The organism is Mucilaginibacter sp. P2_D11, assembly GCF_056404435.1.
Genome location: NZ_JBFUEA010000006.1, coordinates 169,943 through 191,313 on the forward strand (window position 1 = coordinate 169,943; position 21,371 = coordinate 191,313).

The following is a 21,371-nucleotide window of genomic DNA, read 5'->3' on the forward strand; positions in this document are numbered from 1 at the left end:
CTTATGCCCTTCAGAAACTAAGGCCCCGCCAAAAAATATATCTTACCTTGGACTAAGCACAATCCGCTGCCCAGGCAAAGTCTGCAGCACGATAAGCTTGCCGCTTACCCGCTTTTTTCCTGCGGATGTGGCGACTGTAGCCCCGTTGCCCCATGGCGAGATTAACCGGAGCGTTTGCCCTTTCTCGCTCAGTATATTAACAGTGCTTACTTTCCCCTTAACCTGCGTTGCGCTTACTAAAAATGCACCTGCCGCCCGCAGATTTTCGAAACGGGCATCCTTGTCTTTTGGCCAGTTGGGGAACAGGCGGATGGCCCCGTTGTAGCTTTGCATCAGGCATTCGTTGATTACTGCGGGCAACGCAAAATTCTCAAACCAAATGCCCATGCCCGCCATGTAGGCGTAGTCGGTTTGGTCGCTGTAGCGGCCTTTGGTTTGCATCACCATATCGGTAGCGGTGCCATTGGGCAACAGGGAATAGTTTATCTGCCGCTTAAAATCATCCAGGTTCAGCATGCCAATGCGCGCTGCCTGCAAGTTGATAAATACCAAATCGTTGCCACCCTCGTTGAGCTGATTTTGATAGCTATCTTTTAACAACTGCTGCGTTTTACTATCCGAGTGCAGGCCGTAATCCTCGCATGGGAAAGCCGCGAAAAGGGGGATTGGAAGGTTATAAACCGTACCGGCCTCTTCGCCGGGCACCGCTACCATCACCTTGTTGCCTGCTGCTGACAAGGCAGTGGGGTATTCCGGGAAATGTGCCAGTATATCATCAACGTCGGCCAATAGGGCCTGCTCCTGCCCCGCCGTCCCCAATATCTGGCTTGCCTGTTTGAAGGCCTTGAAGATGAATTTGGTGAGGGACAGGTCTACCCCGCAGTCGTAATTAAATTTGAATCCAGGTCGCAGCCCGTATAGCTCCGGCGGCACCGTGGGGAAGATATGGTATTTGTCGTCGTTCCAGCGTTCGCCGCCATGCGCATCGGGACGTTTCATGTAAGCGGCAAGGAATTGTACGGCTGCTTTTATGGGCTCGTAGGCCTGATCACGTAGGAAAAACCTATCGCCCGAGTACAGATAATGCCACCAAAGCCCCTGCACGGCCCATGGCGTTTCGCTCACCTCCCAGCCCCAATCGGGCAGCGGGTATGGGTTTATGCTCATCTCCACAGGGTAGGCCGAGTGCGGGAAATAAGCGCCCGGCAGGTTGTAATATTCCTGCGCCCACTTGCGGCTCAGCGGCATCAGCTTTTGGATAAGGCTGACATACGGCAGATTCTTCTCCAAATGGTTGCTGCTGAAGGTTACCCAAAATGGTTGCTGGGTGTTGTAATTCATGTGGTAATCGCCATGCCAGGCGGTGCCGATGTTGTTGTAGCTCCAGTTGGCAAACAAACCCGGGCAGGTAACGCCGGCCTTTGCCGCGCAATTGAAGAAATAAAGGTTACGATACCAGGTTTGCTCCAAAAGAGTGTCCGATAAAAGTACCGCAGATTTTGCCCAGTACACTTTCCAAACAAGCTCGTTGTTCAGCCTAACGCTATCAAATTGGGTCATCCCAGGTTTGCTGATGGATGGAGTACCCACGCTTACTGATGTAGCCAGGCCCTCCTGCAGGCTTACCGAAGCGTAAAAGGGCGCAACAGGCAGGGCAGCTTCAAGCATAGCCATGTTTTCAGTAATGCCATTCCAGTTTATCCGGCTAGTTTTAGTTAACGGGCCGTTTACTTTTACCGTTAGTCTGAAGGCTTTATCCTTTGGGTGCGCGGTATCTACCTTGCGTTTAGCGGGTTCTTCAAAGGGTAATACCTGCCTGAAAGAGAGCGTGCCTGCGGATAAATCTTCCTGGGTTTGGGGTTGCGGGATGTTACTGGGCGTGGAGGGGTCGGGCATTACCTTTATCCTATCGAAAACGTTGTTTGCAGGGTTGCCTTTATCATCAACCAGTTGCATCAGCAGGCGGTCGGCAGCCATATCCGTAAATATCAGGAGGGATAAATGCTGCTTGTCGGCAGTCAGCAGTTTTACCGTGCACAGCCCATTGGAGATATCGAGCACATGGCCCAGCACCTGTACCTTACGCCTATCAAACCCCAGCAAAACCGAACCGCAAGGGAACGGCCGCGGGTATGGCTGTCGGTAATTCTCGCCGGCCATATTGCTGTATTGGTTGTACCAGGCATCGTCGCTCAGGTTGGCATAGTTTGCTGGTATATTCTTAACCTTATCGAATACCTGCGCAAAGGTGCCAAGCTCATCTTTATGGTTTTCGGCAAGCCGGATATCCCACACATTGTTGTGCCCAAAGTACAGCACGATGCCATCGGGACGGGTAGTTACGTTTACGCCCATGCCGCCATTGCCCAGCAGGGCACCCTCAAAAAAACCAGGGGCAGGCCTATTGGAGATAATAGCATGTTTTTTAGCAATAGTATAGCCCGAGAGCTGCCCGTAGGCCTGCACCAGGTTTATAATGCATAAGCAAAATGCCACAAGGCATGAGAATAATTTAGGCATACTATAATGGTGGTTTAGCACCAAATTTAGCTTTGCCATAACATTGAAGCAATAACTTAAACGGGGATTTTGATGGATGATACAGGGAGAGTATAATTACCCCGTCGACTTATCCTTCTTCCCATCGGTTAAAACCGACGGCAATGCAGATTGGCCCTGATTACACGCTGTTGTCATATTGCGCGGTCCACCTTCCACACCGTCCCATTCATAGGACGGATGGAGGGTAAAATTACTGAGGCACAACCAAATCACCATTGTCATCAAATCCAAAATCCGAAATAACATAACCGGTTTCCTTACACAGCAACGTAACAACAGCATAAAAAACCACTGCAGGCGTCGTATCTAAGATCATCCCGTGCACGTCGCTAATTGTCAATTTGTATCCGGACCTGGGATGCAAACCATACTTACCAGAGAAGTAGCCAAAGCCCGATATAATTTCGTTGTACCAGGGATCATTAGGATCAAAAATAACTTCGCTTTGTTCGATTCCCGGGCTATCAAACTCGTAGGTTATCTTACAATATAACCCTTTCCTGCCGATTAATTTCTTGAATAGAAACTCCTTCATGATGACCTTTAACGTGTTTAATGGAAGTTACGAATTAAAAACTTAAAGCCACCATAAAACATCAAACGCCAAAGGTTTTTCCTTCGGCGTTCGGCATTCGAAATTCATCATTCGATATTAGAATCCTTCCCTACAGTTTCTCCCCGTGCTGGCTAATATCCAGCCCAACTTCTTCTTCTTCCTTAGATACGCGCAGTGGCGATATCATATCGGTTATCTTCAACAACAACAGCGAACCAAAAAACGAGAATATTGATGTGGCAACAAGCGCCAGCAACTGTACAAAAAACAAATGCGTATGGCCAAAGAACAGCCCGTCGCCGGTGGCATTGGCCGCGTTAACGTTATGGTTAGCAAATACGCCTGTTAGCAGCATACCCACCATACCACCTACCCCGTGGCAAGGGAATACATCCAGCGTATCATCAATAGTGGTGCGGGTGCGCCACTCTACCACCAAATTACTTACCACTGCCGATATGATGCCGATTGCCAGCGAATGCGGCACGCTCACGAAACCCGCCGCCGGTGTAATGGCTACCAAACCAACCACCGCACCTATACAGGTACCCATGGCCGATGGCTTGCGCCCGCGCAGCATATCGAAAAATATCCAGGTAACACCTGCTGCTGCGCTTGCCGTTGTGCTGGTTGCCAGCGCAGTAACCGCCAAATGATTGGCCCCGAACGCCGAGCCTGCGTTAAAACCAAACCAGCCGAACCATAATAAGCCCGTGCCTATCATTACATAAGTGATACGCGCCGGGGAGTGGTTTGCTTCGTTGCGACTTTTTAAGTATAAAGCTGATGCCAATGCTGCCCAGCCTGCGCTCATGTGCACCACGGTACCTCCGGCAAAATCGAGCACGCCCAGTTTGGCCAGCACGCCATCGGGGTGCCAGGTAGCATGGGCCAGAGGCGAGAATATGAATATGGAGAACAGCACCAAAAAGATGATATAGGAGTTGAAGCGGATACGCTCGGCAAAGGCGCCGGTGATGAGCGCCGGGGTAATGATAGCAAATTTTAGCTGATACATGGCAAACAGCAACAGCGGGATGGTTGGCGCTAAAGGCCAGCTGGTATTGCCCAGCATGCCCTTCATCATAAAATAAGTAGATGGGTTGCCTATAATGCCGCCCAGGCTATCGCCGAAGGCCAGGCTGAAACCAAATATGCCCCACATTACCGTGATGATAACCATACACACGATGCTTTGCAACATGGTAGATATCACGTTCTTTTTATTCACCATACCACCATAAAAGAACGCCAAACCGGGTGTCATGATCAAAACCAGGGCGGTAGACATCAGCATCCAGGCGATATCGCCGGTGTTGAAATTTGCCTTTACCGATTTATCGTATTCTATAGAGGGAAAGGCAAAAGTAAGTCCTAAAATTATAAGGATGATGAAGAAAGGAAGGTAACGTTTCATATATTATCAGCACTTTTTACAATAAACGGCTGAAATTATATATTTTCTGCAATATTTTTACGAAAAATGTAAAATTACTACAAATCAGCTATAGATTATCAAGAGTTTGCAGGCACAAGTATGCAGTTAGCTCGTGTTCCCAAATAATAAACTTAAATATTGGCAGCATAAGCTTGTGACATGAAAATATCGGCAACCACCTAACGAGTTGCCGGCTTCATGCCGGACAATCAGTTTCTCAAACATTTTTTATGGAATAGTAACTGAATCCGCATCTTAACAGGACAAGCAGAAAACCTATATTTAAAACCCGGGGGTATCATCCCACAATAACCTTTATATGCCGCAATTATTTACCAGAATTATCACCATATTCACATTATTGTTTGTTTGTGAAACCGCATTTGCCCAGCGCCCCTTAACAACAAGCAGGCAAAGCAGCTACTATACTTATGTTTATAAGCTGAGCGCACCCGATGTGCTGGCGTTTTACAAAGCGCCCCAAAAGCCATTAGACGATAAGCTCTTCCACAACCCGGTAGATTCTTTCCTTACCGATGGGTATTGGGAAAACACGCTGCCCGCAGGCAACTACGTAAAAGTGCATGCCGATGAGAACAAACTGCAATACGCGGTCATCGAAAATCATTCTGCCTTTTTAAAACTCTTTACCGGCAAATACGAGCACCGTTTTGCCCTTACCGATAAAAAAGGCGCATATATAACCAATGCTATGGTGCTGCTGGATGGTAAAAAAGTAGCATATGATGCCAATAGCGGTACCTGGCATTTTAACCGCGCCAAAGCCACCAGCATTTTACAGGTGGACCATGCCGGGGTGAGCAACTTTTACCAGGTTAGCCCGGCCCTTTATTATAACTATGAAAAGGGTTGGTGGGCAAAGTTGTGGTTGTCTGTAAAAAATATTTTTAAACATAAAAACAACTATTCTTATAAGCCCAAACCCTACACCGGCTTTATGGCGTTTAACAAGCCTATTTACAAACCCCGCGATACCGTAAAATTTAAGGCCTTTATACTGAACCTAAAGAGCAAAAAACCTATTACGAACAAAACACTGCTGGTAAAGCTGGTTACCGATGACGGCACCAAAAAATTGGGTACGGTAAGCAGCTACCGCGATGGCGGTTTCGAGTACAGTTTTGTATTGGCAGACAGCCTGGGCCTCGACCTGGACCAAGCTTATAAAGTTTTACTTAGCGACCCGGCCAAACAACTAAAGAAAAAAAGCGGAGAGGGTGATAACGACAGCAACAACCAGGAGGAAAACAGTAACGATGTTATTTACTCGGGCAGTTTTAAATACGAAGAATATGAATTAAAGTCGGTCCGTTTTACGATGCGGGCCGATAAAAAAGAACATTGGCCGGGCAGCCCGCAGGTGGTTTATTTAAAAGCCACTGATGAAAACGACCTGCCGGTGGCCGATGGGCGGGTAGTTTTGAACATTATAACAACCGATGTAAACCGGCAGACAGCCAACCACCAGTTTGTACCGGACACGCTTTGGACACATCGGTTTGCGCTGGATGCTGTTGGAGAAACAAAAGTAACCATCTCCGATTCCATCTTCCCGAAGGCGGACGTTCAGTATAATATAAATGCGCAATTTTTAAACGCCAACAACGAGCAGCAGAACCGCGGAGCAGAGGGTGAATTTAAATACCACCGGTTCCATACCATAACCGATGTGGTTAACGATTCATTAAAAATAAGCCACCAGGAATATGGCAAGCCGGCTGCCACGATGGGTATTGTGAGCGCCTTAAACGCCGATGGCGATACGCTTACCCGGCAAAAAATTGCCCTGCCCGGTTTTGTGTTGGTCAACCCGAACGCCAGCGAATACAATATCAAGACCGACAGTACAGATACCGATGTGAACATGATAAATTTTGAAGGCAATATCTCCCTTTCAACTGAACGCACCGCCGATTCGGTATTTGTAAATGTGGCTAACCCGCGCAAACTGCATTTTTTTTACTCGGTTTTCGCCAGTGGCAGGTTGATAGATCAGGGGCAGGCCGACAAGCTTTTTTACCGCAAAGCCTGCAACCCGGGTACACCTTTTGCCATGGTAGTAAATTACATATGGGCAGGTTTTGTTAAAACAGCGAACGTGTCTCCTGCTTACAGTCCCGGCCAGTTAAGCATAGCCATAAAGCAACCCGTATCGGTTTACCCGGGCCAAAAAGTACAAACCGTTGTAGTAGTTACTGATGCTGCCGGCAAACCCGTTGCCAATACGGATGTTACCGCATGGGCGCTCACCAAAAAATTCAGTTACAGAATGCCCAATATACCTTTCCTGGGCAAACAGGACAGGTACATTAAACCAAAAAATGAGTTTAACCAGAGTACTCCCTACCTGCAGGGCTATTCAAAACTAAACTGGCAACGCTGGAGCCATGAGATTGGGCTGGACAGCATTGTTTATTACCGGTTTACGCACCCCCAAAACAATATCTACCGCATAGAGGAAGCGGGCATTGACACCGTAACGCAAATAGCCCCTTTTGTAGTGAACAACGGCGACATAGTACCTGTACACATCCTATACATAGATGGGCTGCCGGTTTATTTTAGCCAGGCACAGCAATTACAGCCATACAGTTTTAAGGTTTCTCCCGGCTACCATTCGCTGATGCTGCGTACAGCCGGGCAAATTATTGAAGTGGACAGTGTGATGGTGGAGCGTAATAAAAAACTCATCCTCGGCATAAACGCCAATGCATACGCCACGCAAAAAGCACCTGATACCTTATCCATCGCCGAGGCCAATAACATCAACAAATACCTCGTAAGCGTTATAAATAATTTCGACGGGCGGCGGGCGATGATAGCACAAACCGACAGGATCTTCTTTTTAAACCCTGCCGCTAATTCTGGCAGAGCCGTGCTTACGGGCCCGCTTGCGCCAAATTACACTTTATACGATCACCAGGGCGACAAACCTCAAGGTTTTTTGGCGGAGCCGAACTATAATTATCTTTTTGAGCCGGGGCTCATCCGGCAAAAAAGCATACCCGCAAGCTATCCGTTTTCCCGTTGGCTGGGCAATATCAGCGGCACAACCAATTACAAGCAATATGTATTAACCAACAACGCTGTGGACAGCCTCTGGCAGGATTACCTGGATAAACGCGCCAACACCACCCAATTATTTACCAATACACTGATAAACGGGCACGATGTGGGTAGGTTAACGATAGACCGCCTGCCGATAGAGAACGAAAAAATGGCCCTTATTAAAAACGTCATTCTTTACCGCTACAATAACCCCGATTACATTAGGGTGTACCCCGGTAATACTACCGACCTGGGCCAGCTGGAGCAAGGGAAATACAGGCTATTCTTTTTGCTGCAGGGCGACCGGTACGATATAAAAGATAGTATCGAAGTTAAAATGCATGGTTTGAATTATTACAGGTTCGGTATTTCGCCCACGCACGCCAGGGATTCGGTAAGTATAAAAATTGCGCGGGTAATTGATAACCGCAAGAGCGAGCCATACCGTAACGCGGATTATCAAATTGAAAATGACGCCCTGAAATTAAAAGAAGCATTTAACCAAAAATACTTCAGCACCGGCAACTTTAGCCAAACCTTAAGCGGTAAAATTATCGGCAGCGACGATAAACAGCCAGTTATTGGCGCTATGGTGAAAATTAAAGGCACAACTGTCGGCACCGTTACCAATATTAACGGCGAATTTAGGTTGCAAGTTCCTCCGCGAGGCAAAATTATAGTATCGTACCTTGGCTACCTCACGCACGAAATGGATTACGTGCAGGGCACAAACATTACCCTTAAATTAACATCTTTAAGCAACCAATTGCAGGAGGTTGTGGTAGTTGGTTACGGTACCGTAAAGAGAAGAGATGTAACCGGTGCGGTCGGCACGCTTACGTTCGACCAACTTTTAGAAGGGCGGGTTGCGGGCGTTATAGTAACCCAGGCCACAGGCACACCCGGTGGAGGGATTAGCATCCAGATTAGAGGGAACTCATCCATTGGTACCAACGCACCTTTATATGTTGTGGATGGTGAAATAGTGGCCAACCTGAACGGGCTAAACCCAGGTATGATAGGCGATATAAGTGTATTAAAAGACGCTGCCGCCACGGGCATATACGGCTCGCGAGGTGCCAACGGTGTGATACTAATCTCTACAAAGCCAAAAGCAAACGCAGTAGTTGCCCCTGGCAATGCACCACAAGGTGGCGATGCCCACACCCTCCGCAAAAACTTCTCCGATTACGCCTACTGGCAACCCAAACTCACTACCGACGAAAACGGCAAAGCAAGCTTTACCACTGTTTTCCCGGATGATATCACCAACTGGCGCACCTTTGTGGTGGGCATCAACGGGCAGCGCCAAAGCGGCTTTGCAGAGAACCAAATCAAATCTTTTAAGCCACTTAGCGCCAACTTTATTGCGCCGCAGTTTGCTGTGGAAGGCGATGAGATGAGTTTAATAGGCAAGGTGATGAACTATAATTCCACCCCGGTTAGCGTCAGCCGCACTTTCAGTTATAATGGCAAAGTATTAACAAATGGCAACTTACAGGTAAGCAATGCCAAAATAGATACGATGAATATCGTGGCCTCGGCTACCGACAGCCTGGAGTTTGAATACAGCATTAAACGCGACAACGGCTATTTCGATGGCGAACAACGAAAAATACCGGTAATCAAACAAGGCGTGCAGGAAATCAAAGGTATTTTTGCAGCTTTGGACAGGGATACCACCATCAGCCTCAAATTCGACCCTGCGATGGGGCTGGTAACTTTTAGGGCCGAAGCCTCTGCCCTGCCCGCGCTGGCCGAAGAAGCCAAACGCCTTCGGGAGTACAAATATCTCTGCAACGAACAACTGGCATCTAAACTTAAAGGACTATTAGCAGAGAAACGCATCAAAACCTTTTTGGGTGAGCCCTTTAAATACGAGCGGAATATTTTGGATGTGATAAAAAAACTACAGGGCAACCGCAAGCCATCCGGCATATGGGGCTGGTGGAGCGATAGCGACGAAGAACTGTGGATAAGCCTGCACGCCGTAGAAGCCTTAACGGACGCACAAAACATGGGATACACCGTGCAACTGGATAAACAAAAACTAACCGATTACCTGGTGTACCAGATGGAAAGTTACCGAGGTGAAGAAAAGCTAGCCTGCCTGCAATTGCTTCATAGGCTGGGTGCCAAAGTAGATTATCCCAAATACTTCGGCCTGATAGAAAAAGAATACAAAACACAAAAGGAAGTATCGAATTACAACCGTTTCCAACTGTTACTATTGAAACAGCGATTTGGCTTAGCAATTAAAACCGACAGCCTGATTGGCGCGGCGCGTAAAACGATGTTCGGTAATCTATATTGGGGCGAGGAAAATTACCGCTTCTTCGACAACTCTGTACAGTTAAGCCTTATTGCTTATAAAATTATCCAGGCCGAAGGCAAACACCCCGAACTGCTTGCGAAAATACGCGGGTACTTTTTAGAGCAGCGCAAACTGGGCGAATGGCGCAACACCTACGAATCGGCCCTGATACTGGAAACCATCCTGCCCGATCTGCTGCAAAACGGCAAGGCTTTAAAACCAGCGGAATTAACCATAAAAGGCGCAATAACCGAAACGGTTACAACTTTCCCGTACACCACAACACTTAAAGATAACGCCATCAGCATCAACAAAACGGGCAGCCTGCCAATTTACATCACGGGCTACCAGCAGTTTTGGAACGGTAAGCCCCAAAAGGTAAGCAAGGACTTCACGGTGAACACCTGGTTTGAGCGCAACGGCGACAAAGTAGTTAGCTTAAAAGGCGGCGAGGCGGTACAGCTTAAGGCTGAAGTTACTGTACGCGGCGATGCAGATTTTGTAATGGTGGAGATACCTATCCCCGCAGGCTGCTCTTACGAAAGCAAGGACCAGCAATGGGGCAACAACGAGGTACACCGCGAATTCTTCAAGGAAAAGGTAAGCATATTTTGCCGCAAGCTTAAACAAGGCACCTACACATTTACCGTAAACCTGATGCCCCGCTACAGCGGCAAATACAGTCTAAACCCCGCCAAAGCAGAGCAGATGTATTTCCCGGTGTTTTATGGCAGGGAGGGGATGAAGAAGGTGGTGGTTGGAAATTAGTCGATATGAAAATTTTTAATAATTTTAACAGTATGTATAAAGTTTTGACATTTGTTTTTATAGTGGCTAACTGCCCCTGCTTTGCCCAAAATAGTGCAGGTTTAGGCCGGGTTGAATTTTATTTATTAAAACGGCACGTACCAAACGTAAGCAGAGCAACAAGTGCCATAAAAGACTTGTTTAAAATAGAACCAGCGGACCTCGAAGACACAGCCTTTATCAAAGATTCCGAATTAAAATTGATGACAAAAACGGATACTGTACGAAACCCGGCAAATAATCAACTTATACAAGAACAATATCGGTTCACCGTGCCGGAAGCCGTTGTTAAACGAATATATAGCCTCAATATCCCCCTATGCTGCGGGCGGCAGTTTGTTGTAGTCGTAAACGGCAACATATCGTATACTGGTTATTTTTGGAACCATTTTTCAATTAAAACTTCAAATGCTTAACCGTTAAGCCACCATTGATGAGTTGCTTCAATGATTCGATACCTACGTGAAGGTGGGTTTCTACGTATTGCTCGGTAACGCTCGAGTCGCTCTCGGCGGTTTTTACGCCCTCGGGTATCATCGGCTGATCTGAAACCAGCAACAGCGCGCCGGTTGGTATCTTGTTGGCGAAGCCTGTGGTGAAAATGGTTGCCGTTTCCATATCAATGGCCATGGCGCGCAAATCTTTCAGGTATTTCTTAAAATCTTTATCGTGCTCCCACACGCGGCGGTTTGTGGTGTAGCAGGTACCGGTCCAGTAATCGCGGCCGTAATCGCGTATGGTGGTAGAGATAGCTTTCTGCAGGGCAAAGGATGGCAGTGCGGGCACTTCGGCAGGCAGGTAATCATTAGATGTACCTTCACCACGGATGGCTGCTATGGGCAGTATAAGGTCGCCTACGTTGTTCTTCTTTTTAAGGCCGCCGCATTTGCCCAAAAATATCACTGCCTCTGGCTTTATAGCCGTAAGCAAGTCCATTATGGTAGCAGCTACTGAGCTACCCATACCAAAGTTGATGATAGTGATGCCGTTGGCGGTTACGCTTTGCATCGGTTTATCGATGCCCATGATGGGTGCATTCTCGTGCCACTCTGAAAACAGCTGCAGGTATTTAGAAAAGTTGGTGAGGATGATGTACTTGCCGAAACCATCCAGCGGGCGGCCGGTGTAGCGCGGCAACCAGTTGGCAACAATGGCCTCCTTGGTTTTCAAGCCCGATTTGATGGGCGATTGTACTTCTTTAATCTTTTTTGCGTCTGATGTTGCTTCGTCTTTTTTAACATCTAATTGTTCGTTCATTTTTGAGTTCTCCTATTATTTATCCCATCGGCGAATTCCTTTGGGGGCGTTTAAAAACCTTTTTATACAGCAAACCCCGGCGGGTTATCGCCAGGGCTGCGTTGTATTGTAATACAAATATAGCTATTTAAAGCCAAATTATTGTTATGCTACCTTTAATTTTTTCAGGTCGGATTTTTCGAACTTCTCCCTTGCGTATTCTAAAGTTACGTTTAAACGCTTAACATCCTTCTGCGACGGGAATTCGAACATGGCATCTATCATGATCGCTTCGCAGATAGAACGCAGTCCACGGGCACCTAATTTAAACTCCATTGCCTTATCAACAATAAAGTCGAGCACATCTACATCAAACTCCAGCTTTACGCCTTCATATTCGAACAGTTTTTTATACTGTTTCAGCAACGAGTTTTTAGGCTCGGTGAGGATGTTATGCAGCGCTTCTCTATCCAGCGGATTTAGGTAAGTAAGCACCGGCAAACGGCCGATGAGCTCGGGTATCAACCCAAACGATTTCAAATCCTGCGGGGTGATGTACTTGTACAGGTTCTTCATATCCACTTCGCCGTCGTCGCGCTTCATTTTATAACCTACGGTTTGGGTACGCAACCTGTTGGCTATCTTCCTGTCGATACCGTCAAAAGCACCGCCGCAGATAAATAAGATGTTGCTGGTGTTTACGGTAATCATCTTCTGGTCGGGATGCTTACGGCCGCCTTGTGGTGGTACGTTCACCATGGTCCCTTCCAAAATTTTCAGTAAGGCCTGCTGTACGCCTTCGCCGCTTACATCGCGGGTGATGGACGCGTTATCGCTTTTGCGCGCTATTTTATCTACCTCGTCGATATACACGATGCCGCGTTCGGCGGTATTCACGTCGTAATCGGCACTTTGCAGCAAACGGGTAAGTATGCTTTCCACATCCTCCCCAACATAGCCGGCTTCGGTAAGCACCGTAGCATCGCAAATACAGAAGGGTACGTTCAATATTTTGGCGAGGGTTTTGGCCAGCAGGGTTTTGCCCGTGCCGGTTTCGCCCACCATAATGATGTTCGATTTCTCTATCTCCACCTCATCCTTATCAACACGCTGGTTAAGGCGTTTGTAGTGGTTGTAAACCGATACCGCCAGCACTTTCTTAGCGTCGTCCTGGCCGATGATGTATTGGTCGAGATGGCTCTTTATTTCTGCCGGTTTTAAAACAGCGGGCGATGATGGCGATGCCTTTACTTTCCGCACCTTAAGCTCTTCTGCAAGTATCTCGTTGGCCTGGTTAACGCACTTATCGCAAATATGCGCGTCGAGTCCGGCTATCAGCATCAGTGAATCCTGCTTCCCTGCCCCGCAAAACGAGCACCTGATCTCCTTGCTGTTCTTGTTCATTTGTTAATTGGTTTATCAAAAATAATCAATTAAATATTTAATTGCAAAGCTTGCACAACGCATAAACGTTGCACAAGCTTATTAGATTATTTCCCTTTGTTCGTATTCCCTCTCAAAATCTCATCTACCATACCAAATTCTTTGGCTTCTTCGGCAATCATCCAGTAATCACGATCTGATGCTTCCCAAACCTTTTCGTACGATGCGCCGCTATGGTCGGCAATAATCTGGTACAGTTCTTTTTTCAGTTTAGTAATTTCGTGATACGTAATCTCGATATCGCTTTGCTGACCCTGTGCACCACCCGATGGCTGATGTATCATCACCCTCGAGTGCGGCAACGCTGCCCTTTTGCCTGCTGTACCTGCGCATAACAATACGGCACCCATTGATGCTGCCATACCTGTACAGATAGTGGCAACATCGTTAGAGATGAATTGCATGGTATCATAAATGCCCAAACCTGCGTAAACCGAGCCGCCCGGCGAGTTGATGTAGATCTGGATATCGCGCTTAGCATCTGCCGACTGCAAGAAAAGCAATTGAGCCTGAATAATGTTTGCGTTTTGATCATAAATAGCATCGCCCAGGAAAATGATGCGGTCCATCATCAGGCGCGAGAACACGTCCATCTGGGCCACGTTCATCTGGCGTTCTTCTATGATGTAGGGCGTCATGCCGGTTGGGTTGTAAATGCCGGCTGGCTGGTTGTTACGATCGAATGTGGAAAGGTATTTATCTACAGTGAGGCCATTTATGCGGTGGTGCTTAACGGCATATTTACGGAATTCGTTCTTATCGATATTACTGCTCATGATATATGTGTTTGTTATATTGTAATGCTTTGGGTAATGGGGCTAATATAGTTTTTAGTTGAATAGATTTGGTGATATAAAGTTTGTATAAAGTAAAAATTGTTTGCGCTTCTTATTTCATAAGCTTGTCATTTCGAACGAGCGATAGCGAGGAGAAACCTTGTTAGTTGCGCAATGCCGACACGCGGATCCGATTTGCAAACCGAACAGGTTCTCTCTTTCGCCCCTACACTCTTACCTCCCGCTGCTCCATCGAGATGACATAATGGATATTGGTATTTAGGTGAGGCTTTAAACGCCAAAAGCATCTGCTTTGGGCAAATGCTTTTGGTAAAGGATATTAAAAACGGGGAGCTGCTTAGTCTTCCAGTTTGTTGAAATCTGTAAACAGTATCTCTTTTTTATCTAAGGTAATTACGCTTTTTACGTAATCGAAAACCTTAACGGCTTTCACTTCCTCAAATATCTTGTTGGCCTGTTCTTTGTTTTGCAGGTACTGCACAGTGTATTGCGACAGTTGATCCTCCGGCAATGATTGCTGGCTATACGCGCGGAACTGCTGATCTAAGCTGGCCTTTGCGTAGTTGAACACTTCCTCGTACTTAATATCGATGTTTGCATCGCGTACCAATTTGTTGGCAATCAGTGTCCATTTCAGGTTTTTTGCGAAATCGTCGTAACCGCCTTCCAGTTCTTCGGCGCTAAGCTTATCGTTAGTTGCCTGCAACCAGCGCTTCAGGAAATCATCGGGCAGGTTAAACTGCACTTTGTTGAGGCTGTAGTTGTAGATGTCGTTCTGCAGTTTGCGTTCGCTATCCTGCTGCATCATGGTCTCCACTTCCTCGGTAATTTTTTCCCTGAAGCCGTCTTCGGTTGTTACGGTACCTTCACCAAATAATTTGTCAAAGAACTCCTGGTTCAAATCGGCTTCATCTAAACGGTTTACGTTTTTTACCGTTAATTTAAAGCTCGATTTCAGCTCGGCTGCTGTTTCCTCGTCAATCTTCAATAAACCTGCAATCTTAGCTGCATCGTTATTAAAGGCTGCCTGCAGGTCAATCACTGCCTCGTCGCCTTTTTTCAAACCTATCAATGATGCTTTTATGGCTTCATCGGTTATCAGGTCTAAACGTACGGATGCGGTGTTGCTAATGCCATCCTCAAAAATGCTACCATCCGGAGAAAGCTGCACCAATTCGGAATAAAGCACGTCACCATCTGCCGATACGTCAGGATTTGTCATTTTGCCATAAGCACGACGGATGCTTTTCACCCTTTGGGCAAGGGTTTCCTCATCGGCTTTGATGATGTATTGAGTTATCTGGTCTTTAGAAGTAAAGTCGATATCGAAGGCCGGGGCCAAACCAATTTCGTAGTTGAATTCAAAATCGTCGGCAAAATCCCAGTTGTATTCTTTGCGGTCGTCTTCGCGTTTTGGCAAAGGCTGGCCCAATACTTCCAGTTTTTCATCTTCGAGGTATTTGTTCAAAGTATCGCTCAGCAGGTTGTTTATCTCATCAACCAGGATGCTTTTGCCATACATTTTCTTGATATGCGCAGCAGGCACCATGCCCGGGCGGAAACCCGGTATCTTGGCTTTTTTGGCTTGTTCTTTAATAAGTTTTTCAACGCGTGGCTGATAATCAGCCGGCGCCAGGTTGATTTTTACGACCGTGTTCAGGCTATCGATTTTTTCCTGTGATATATTCATCTTTTTTTACCGGATATTGTTTTTAATGCAAAAACCGCCATGCGGATTACAACAACGCATGGCAGCTTTTTAGAGGCGCAAAAGTATGAATTTATTTTGAAAGATTATTTACACCACTACGCTAATATGAAGTACTAAAGGTTAATTTATTTTAATGGCTGTAGACACTTAAAGTTATGATTGCGATTTGATTAAGTCAAAACCTAAGTGATTTTTTCCTGCCGGAAAAGCAAACTCAAAATATTTAGCACGTCTACTGAAATTTTAATCATTTCGGATAATATGCTAAATTTGATTTGTATGTTCGACCAATCCTTATCATATCAACTTATACAAATAAGAAAGAACAGGTATCCATTGCAAGAATCCTTCCTGCGCGAATTTATTTATAGATTTTATTGCCATAATTCGCGTTCGTGTATCAAATATGTGGTGTCTGTAAAAACTTATCCTGAAGGACTGATGACATTGGACTATTATCCGAAGATAGATTTAACTCCAAAACAAAATTCGGTCGATAGCATCCAAGATTTAAGATACCGTATGATGACTCGGCAAAACTCGTTTGGGCAAATCGGAGGAACCATACTCGATATAATGGTAGAAATGGAGTCACGTACGACCACAAATACCTGGGGATTTTTAGCTGCAAATTTAATTACCGAAACAACTAACGAGAATAATAAGCGTTATCAGGTATATAAAGAGATACTACGCCGTACATTTATTAACCATTTTCAAGTATTGGGGAATAAAGAAAATAGCGCTATATTTGTTATACCCATAAGCAGAATAGCTGATACAGAACAGATAATAGGATATTATGAGCAAATCTTTGCAGAAACCAACTAACGGAAAAACCGACGTATCCAAAAGCGTTTCCAAGGCTGTCACCCCTCAAACAGGCCAGTGGATAGTTCGCTCTGCAAGCACCGGCCGCTTTGCAGGCATGGCAAAAAACACTGAAAAAATCGAAGCCGTTATCATACCAGGATATAAGATAAGAGGATAACCCTTGTTGAAATATTGAGCAAAAAAAGAAAGCGACTTTTGACGAAGCCGCTTTTCTTCTTTTATAATCAATAGGTTAAAACTACCACTGCATTCTTATTTGCCTAGTCTATCTTCGTTATCGATGCCGAGCCCGATTTATCGCTGCTTACGTTTGATGGGCTGCCGCGGTATTCTATTTCAGACGACCCGCTGCTGTGTACGCCAAGATCTTTAAGCACGTTGATGCGGCAATGGCTGGCGCCGGATGTTTCGATATCGTATTTGCCTACTACAAAATCCAACGCGTCTATATCGCCGCTGCCGCTTAGGGTTACGTGGTGCGATGCTGCCTGCCCCTTCAGCTTCAATTCGGTACTGCCGCTGCCATCGGTATGCACATCGGCAGCGCTGATGTCCAGATCTACGTTGGTAGAGCCGGAGAAGGCCAGGTCGAGGTCTTTGGTGGTGATACGGCCCACGGATAATACTTCTACCGCGCCCGATGCTTCCAACGATTCGAGTTGTTTCAGGCCGATGGAAATCAACACCTGAGTTTGGCTCTGGATATTGCGGGTGGTGTAGACGTGCAGCTTGTTGCCTTCAATCTCGGTTTTAATGTATTTAAGCAGGTTATCGTCGGCTGTAACGGTTACAGTAGATGAGCTATCCTGCGTAAGGATAACTTTCAATCCGCCCGATACGTCTATTTTGCTAAAACTTACTACGGTACGCTTTTCGGTACCTGCCACGCCCGAGCCATGTACGGGCCTGAAACGCCTGCACGATGAGGTGAGCAAACTAACTGAAAGCATTGCTAAAATGAATATTTTGGTAAAGGTATTTTTCATGGTTTGTGAGTTTTTTGGTTTTGACGCCGATATACGGCTTGAAGTTACATCAAAAACCTAAAATAAAAAAGCCGTTGCCAGGCAACAGCTTTTAAGATATATGTAGGGTTGTGAAAGATGTTCATTATAAGCCGGCAATATCTCTTCTTGCGTCGATTTGTATTTTGCTTTCATTTACGGTGACGAAGTTATCGTTTACCACGGTGGCAGAGTCGGCGTATTTTAAGCAGTACTCGGTAACGCTGCCGGTTAAGGTTACTTTTGCATTGTCGTTTACCATTAAGGTTGCGCGGTAAGCTTCCAAATTCAACCGGGCGGTAGCGTTGTTGTAAAGGTTAACGTCGAGGTCTATCTTAGATAAACTGCCGAATGATTTTATGGCTGCGTTATCGTAAGCGGCAATCTCGCGCAAATCGGCTGCGGTAACCCATACTACCAATTTTTCGGCTTTGTATGATGATATGCGTAACACACCGTTTTGGCTCTGTACCAAAGCGCTTTCGGCGTAGTACTGGTTGTAAACCTTTACTTGGTCGGCGTTGCCGTCTGATACGTAAAGCTCAACGTTTCCGTGTACTTCTATTTTGCTGATGTGGCTTACGTTTGTTAAGATAGTGCTTACTTCCTTGTTATCGTTTTTTACTGAAGCGAAGCTTGAATTTGTGCTGCCCAAAGCTAATGATGCTGTAGCTAAGATGGCGAATATTGTAGTTTTCATGGTATTTAATATTTTGATTTTGAATGCCTTATGTTGTTTAGTAACTTAATACACTAATAAGACGAGCCCAACGCCGAAACGTTACAGGAGAATAGTGTGAAATAGACACAGTGCGGGTTTATATCGGTGAACGACAGAAATGAGTCGGCGAAGTTGGAGAGTGGAATTAGAAGCAAGAGGGCAAGGCAAAAGAAGTAAGAGGAATATAAATAAAAAGAAGATGAGCGTGGGTTGATATCGCTGCTACATCCTTATATTTGGCTTGAACCCTACACCAAAAAATGAAAGCATTCTTAACGCTCGTTATCATTCTTATTTCAATTTGTTCCGTAAAAGCACAGGACCATACCCTCGGGAAAACCAGGGAACAGATCTGGGCGCTTATTGCGCCGAATCCCTTGATCACACTATCTAAAGCCGACAATACAGATACACTTGCTGTGCGCGACGCCGGAAAAATAATTATGTATTATAAAGATAACATTTGCTATTCATCTAAAAGTTATTTGTCGATGTCGATTATGCCAATGGTGACCGATAAGATGAACAGTAGTTACAAAAAGTTGAAGGAGAACACATGGTTAAGCCCAGGCGGCCTGGTAAAAGTAGAAATCGTGGTTCTTAAAGACTCCGATCAATTTACGGTGGAGACTTCCCAGGTTTCCGGCCAGGAAAAAAATTAAAAACGGAGTACAATTCCCTCTCTCCCCCCTTTTTGCACAATGGCCCGAACTAAAAGGCCAATTCGGTAATTCTGAAGAAAGGCAGGCTTAACTGCTTGATAGCTACAGAATATATATCAAACTTTTGCAAAAGTACTGCTTACAAGGTAGCTAAGTATTATGAAAAAATAATTTGCATTTATCGCCGCGATAATTAACTTTGTTTTTCAAAGAACTTTTAAAATGAGATTATCTGCAAGACTTGACACCTTACACGCCGAAGTAAGGCGCAATAAATGGATGCGCTATTTTACAACATTCACGCGCCTGTCGCTTGCCGCAGGTTTTTTGCCTGCCGGCTATGTTAAGATCATTGGCGAACGCTTTACCGATCTGCACAATAACCAACCCATGGGCCACTACCTGGAGGCGCTGCACCATACGGGTTATTATTACACTTTTATAGGTTACGCGCAGATCCTCGCCGCCCTTTTGCTGCTCATTCCGCGCACGGTGGTATTAGGCACCTTGCTTTACCTGCCTATTATCCTCAATATTTGCATCTTATCGCTGGCGGTTAGGTTTGAAGGTTCATTGCTTACTGCGCCGCTCATGGTGATTGCCTGTATTTACCTGCTATGCTGGCATTATGACCGGATCAGGTACATATTTCCGTTTAACACCCCGCCGGCTACTCCTTTGGTACAGGACAACCGCTTTCCTAAATGGTTTTTCGCCGGCGTATTGGCCATCTTTTTAGCCGTAGGCTTTACCGTTACCCATTTATATGCCCTGATGCCCCGCAACACTTTAACAGGTTGCGAAAGCCAATGCGGCAGCAGCGAAAACCCAAAAGCCTGCAAGATATTTTGCGAAAGCATACATAACCAGGGGCAGGATCTGGATAAGTCTTTGAACGAATACAAACGGGCCATAAAAGCTGATAAAAAAAACAGATAGCTAATGAGTAAACAAACTACCGCCTTTTATAACAATTTCTCATTGTTCTATCCCCTGGTAGATGTAATTCTAAAACCACAAAAACAACGGTTGTTTAATGAGGTAAATAAACTACCTCAAGGTAAGCTGCTGGAAATCGGCGTTGGGAACGGCGCGCATTTGGGGCAATATAAAAAACACAAAGTTACCGGAATCGATACCTCTGCTGCGATGCTAGAGGCTGCGCGCAAAAACAGCGTGCAGGATACCGTGCTAATAGAGATGGACGGAGAAGCGCTCTTGTTTGACGACAACTTTACGATTTTTAAAGAAAAACGCAGAAAAACACAGGTTCCTTGAAAAGAGCTGATCCCATAAAAAAAAGCCACCGCTTACGCGATGGCTGCAGAATATATATTGAACTTTTGCAAAAGTAGTGCTTACAGGGCGGCTACGTCTTCTTTAGCCAGGGTGTGCTTGTTGGTTGTTTTATCGGCTTTGTTTACTGCTACCAGGTTGGTTTGGTTTACGCTTGCGCTTTGGTCGTGGGTTAAGTTGTAATCAGTTACGTTACCGGTAAGGTCGGCTTTGGCGCGGTCGTTCACGGTGATGTTTGCTTTAAAGGCATCCAGGCTCAACTGTGCAGAAGCGTTGTTGTACAGGTTAACATCCAAATCGATTTTAGACAGGTTCCCGAATGATTTTACTTCGGCGTTATCGTAAGCAGAGATGGCGCGCAGGTCGGCAGCGGTTACCCAAACTATCAGGGTTTTTGCGTTGTATGATGCAATGCGCAGTACACCGTTATCGTTTTGTACCAGGGCGCTTTCGGCGTAGTAACGGTTGTAAACTTTCACCTGGTCGGCGCTGCCATCTGATACGAACAGCTGCACGTTACCGCGTATTTCTATTTTGTTTATCTGGCTAACGTTTGTTAAAACGGTGGCTACTTCTTCGTTGTTATTGCTGGTGGCTGCAAAGGCGGTGGTTACGGTACCTAAGGCTAAAGTGAAGATGGTTGCTATGGTTAAAAATTTCGCTTTCATGATTCCTAATATTTTGATGGTGAGTACGTTTTGTGTTTTTTCGTTTTATTAAATACACCCATATGACGCTACCAGTTAGGAAACGTTACAGCAAAATACCGCCTATTAGACGTACAGGGCAATTACATCGGTGAACGGTGGAAAAGGGTCGGCGAAAAAGATGCGGATGTGTCCCGAAGCTTCGGGATATAGATTTCGGATGTGCAGATAAAACGAACATGAAGATTCGGCTCGATTCGTGCCTTTTAGAAAA

16 protein-coding genes are annotated in these 21,371 nt (G+C 45.8%); 6 read left to right on the forward strand and 10 right to left on the reverse strand.

Annotation, left to right across the window (positions count from 1 at the left end):
- Positions 1–42: 42 nt before the first annotated feature.
- The 3 genes from AC1DXC_RS11080 to AC1DXC_RS11090 all read right to left on the reverse strand — a co-directional run bounded on the left by AC1DXC_RS11080 (position 43) and on the right by AC1DXC_RS11090 (position 4,535).
- Positions 43–2,520 carry a glycosyl hydrolase family 95 catalytic domain-containing protein gene (locus tag AC1DXC_RS11080; RefSeq protein ID WP_477459218.1) on the reverse strand — a complete coding sequence of 826 codons (2,478 nt, stop codon included), beginning with the start codon at positions 2,518–2,520 and terminating at the stop codon, positions 43–45.
- 232 nt (positions 2,521–2,752) lie between these two features.
- A complete protein-coding gene (locus tag AC1DXC_RS11085) occupies positions 2,753–3,097 on the reverse strand; it encodes a hypothetical protein (RefSeq protein ID WP_477459219.1) in 345 nt (114 codons plus the stop codon).
- Positions 3,098–3,227: 130 nt separating this feature from the next.
- Positions 3,228–4,535, reverse strand: coding sequence for an ammonium transporter (locus AC1DXC_RS11090; RefSeq protein WP_477459220.1), 1,308 nt, complete (start codon positions 4,533–4,535; stop codon positions 3,228–3,230).
- A 340-nt stretch (positions 4,536–4,875) separates the two neighbouring features.
- Here AC1DXC_RS11090 and AC1DXC_RS11095 point away from each other — a divergent pair, with 340 nt between their 5' ends.
- Both AC1DXC_RS11095 and AC1DXC_RS11100 read left to right on the forward strand, forming a co-directional pair.
- A complete protein-coding gene (locus AC1DXC_RS11095; protein ID WP_477459221.1) occupies positions 4,876–10,707 on the forward strand; it encodes a carboxypeptidase-like regulatory domain-containing protein in 5,832 nt (1,943 codons plus the stop codon).
- A 5-nt stretch (positions 10,708–10,712) separates the two neighbouring features.
- A complete protein-coding gene (locus AC1DXC_RS11100) occupies positions 10,713–11,162 on the forward strand; it encodes a hypothetical protein (RefSeq protein ID WP_477459222.1) in 450 nt (149 codons plus the stop codon).
- Here AC1DXC_RS11100 and AC1DXC_RS11105 read toward each other — a convergent pair.
- The 4 genes from AC1DXC_RS11105 to tig form a co-directional block, all read right to left on the reverse strand.
- Positions 11,143–12,003 (reverse strand): AMP nucleosidase, encoded by an 861-nt coding sequence (locus AC1DXC_RS11105; RefSeq protein WP_477459223.1) that lies wholly within the window; start codon positions 12,001–12,003, stop codon positions 11,143–11,145. The genes AC1DXC_RS11100 and AC1DXC_RS11105 overlap by 20 nt on opposite strands.
- A gap of 144 nt (positions 12,004–12,147) precedes the next feature.
- The gene (gene clpX, locus AC1DXC_RS11110) at positions 12,148–13,386 is read right to left on the reverse strand and encodes an ATP-dependent Clp protease ATP-binding subunit ClpX (RefSeq protein ID WP_477459224.1); all 1,239 of its coding nucleotides are present in this window, start codon (positions 13,384–13,386) and stop codon (positions 12,148–12,150) included.
- Between the two features lie 86 nt (positions 13,387–13,472).
- The gene (gene clpP, locus AC1DXC_RS11115) at positions 13,473–14,201 is read right to left on the reverse strand and encodes an ATP-dependent Clp endopeptidase proteolytic subunit ClpP (protein WP_477459225.1); all 729 of its coding nucleotides are present in this window, start codon (positions 14,199–14,201) and stop codon (positions 13,473–13,475) included.
- A 358-nt stretch (positions 14,202–14,559) separates the two neighbouring features.
- The gene (tig, locus tag AC1DXC_RS11120) at positions 14,560–15,912 is read right to left on the reverse strand and encodes a trigger factor (protein WP_477459226.1); all 1,353 of its coding nucleotides are present in this window, start codon (positions 15,910–15,912) and stop codon (positions 14,560–14,562) included.
- A 462-nt stretch (positions 15,913–16,374) separates the two neighbouring features.
- Here tig and AC1DXC_RS11125 point away from each other — a divergent pair, with 462 nt between their 5' ends.
- Positions 16,375–16,764: a hypothetical protein gene (locus AC1DXC_RS11125; protein ID WP_477459227.1), complete on the forward strand. Its 390-nt coding sequence runs from the start codon at positions 16,375–16,377 to the stop codon at positions 16,762–16,764.
- A gap of 263 nt (positions 16,765–17,027) precedes the next feature.
- On the opposite strand, the gene AC1DXC_RS11130 is transcribed toward AC1DXC_RS11125, so the two are convergent.
- Both AC1DXC_RS11130 and AC1DXC_RS11135 read right to left on the reverse strand, forming a co-directional pair.
- Positions 17,028–17,753 (reverse strand): head GIN domain-containing protein, encoded by a 726-nt coding sequence (locus tag AC1DXC_RS11130; RefSeq protein ID WP_477459228.1) that lies wholly within the window; start codon positions 17,751–17,753, stop codon positions 17,028–17,030.
- Positions 17,754–17,877: 124 nt separating this feature from the next.
- Positions 17,878–18,471 carry a GIN domain-containing protein gene (locus AC1DXC_RS11135; RefSeq protein WP_477459229.1) on the reverse strand — a complete coding sequence of 198 codons (594 nt, stop codon included), beginning with the start codon at positions 18,469–18,471 and terminating at the stop codon, positions 17,878–17,880.
- A gap of 281 nt (positions 18,472–18,752) precedes the next feature.
- Here AC1DXC_RS11135 and AC1DXC_RS11140 point away from each other — a divergent pair, with 281 nt between their 5' ends.
- From AC1DXC_RS11140 to AC1DXC_RS11150, 3 genes are all read left to right on the forward strand, one after another.
- Positions 18,753–19,154, forward strand: a complete 402-nt coding sequence (locus tag AC1DXC_RS11140) for a hypothetical protein (RefSeq protein WP_477459230.1) — start codon at positions 18,753–18,755, stop codon at positions 19,152–19,154.
- 222 nt (positions 19,155–19,376) lie between these two features.
- Positions 19,377–20,093 carry a hypothetical protein gene (locus AC1DXC_RS11145; protein ID WP_477459231.1) on the forward strand — a complete coding sequence of 239 codons (717 nt, stop codon included), beginning with the start codon at positions 19,377–19,379 and terminating at the stop codon, positions 20,091–20,093.
- Positions 20,094–20,096: 3 nt separating this feature from the next.
- A complete protein-coding gene (locus AC1DXC_RS11150; RefSeq protein WP_477459232.1) occupies positions 20,097–20,432 on the forward strand; it encodes a class I SAM-dependent methyltransferase in 336 nt (111 codons plus the stop codon).
- 80 nt (positions 20,433–20,512) lie between these two features.
- On the opposite strand, the gene AC1DXC_RS11155 is transcribed toward AC1DXC_RS11150, so the two are convergent.
- Positions 20,513–21,118 (reverse strand): GIN domain-containing protein, encoded by a 606-nt coding sequence (locus AC1DXC_RS11155; protein ID WP_477459233.1) that lies wholly within the window; start codon positions 21,116–21,118, stop codon positions 20,513–20,515.
- Between the last annotated feature and the right edge of the window lie 253 nt (positions 21,119–21,371).

Bases quoted from the DNA above. Each gene is read 5' to 3' on its own strand.
- AC1DXC_RS11080 (WP_477459218.1), bottom strand. From the start codon at position 2,520: ATGCCTAAATTATTCTCATGCCTTGTGGCATTTTGCTTATGCATTATA.
- AC1DXC_RS11085 (WP_477459219.1), bottom strand. From the start codon at position 3,097: ATGAAGGAGTTTCTATTCAAGAAATTAATCGGCAGGAAAGGGTTATAT.
- AC1DXC_RS11090 (WP_477459220.1), bottom strand. From the start codon at position 4,535: ATGAAACGTTACCTTCCTTTCTTCATCATCCTTATAATTTTAGGACTT.
- AC1DXC_RS11095 (WP_477459221.1), top strand. From the start codon at position 4,876: ATGCCGCAATTATTTACCAGAATTATCACCATATTCACATTATTGTTT.
- AC1DXC_RS11100 (WP_477459222.1), top strand. From the start codon at position 10,713: ATGAAAATTTTTAATAATTTTAACAGTATGTATAAAGTTTTGACATTT.
- AC1DXC_RS11105 (WP_477459223.1), bottom strand. From the start codon at position 12,003: ATGAACGAACAATTAGATGTTAAAAAAGACGAAGCAACATCAGACGCA.
- clpX (WP_477459224.1), bottom strand. From the start codon at position 13,386: ATGAACAAGAACAGCAAGGAGATCAGGTGCTCGTTTTGCGGGGCAGGG.
- clpP (WP_477459225.1), bottom strand. From the start codon at position 14,201: ATGAGCAGTAATATCGATAAGAACGAATTCCGTAAATATGCCGTTAAG.
- tig (WP_477459226.1), bottom strand. From the start codon at position 15,912: ATGAATATATCACAGGAAAAAATCGATAGCCTGAACACGGTCGTAAAA.
- AC1DXC_RS11125 (WP_477459227.1), top strand. From the start codon at position 16,375: ATGACATTGGACTATTATCCGAAGATAGATTTAACTCCAAAACAAAAT.
- AC1DXC_RS11130 (WP_477459228.1), bottom strand. From the start codon at position 17,753: ATGAAAAATACCTTTACCAAAATATTCATTTTAGCAATGCTTTCAGTT.
- AC1DXC_RS11135 (WP_477459229.1), bottom strand. From the start codon at position 18,471: ATGAAAACTACAATATTCGCCATCTTAGCTACAGCATCATTAGCTTTG.
- AC1DXC_RS11140 (WP_477459230.1), top strand. From the start codon at position 18,753: ATGAAAGCATTCTTAACGCTCGTTATCATTCTTATTTCAATTTGTTCC.
- AC1DXC_RS11145 (WP_477459231.1), top strand. From the start codon at position 19,377: ATGAGATTATCTGCAAGACTTGACACCTTACACGCCGAAGTAAGGCGC.
- AC1DXC_RS11150 (WP_477459232.1), top strand. From the start codon at position 20,097: ATGAGTAAACAAACTACCGCCTTTTATAACAATTTCTCATTGTTCTAT.
- AC1DXC_RS11155 (WP_477459233.1), bottom strand. From the start codon at position 21,118: ATGAAAGCGAAATTTTTAACCATAGCAACCATCTTCACTTTAGCCTTA.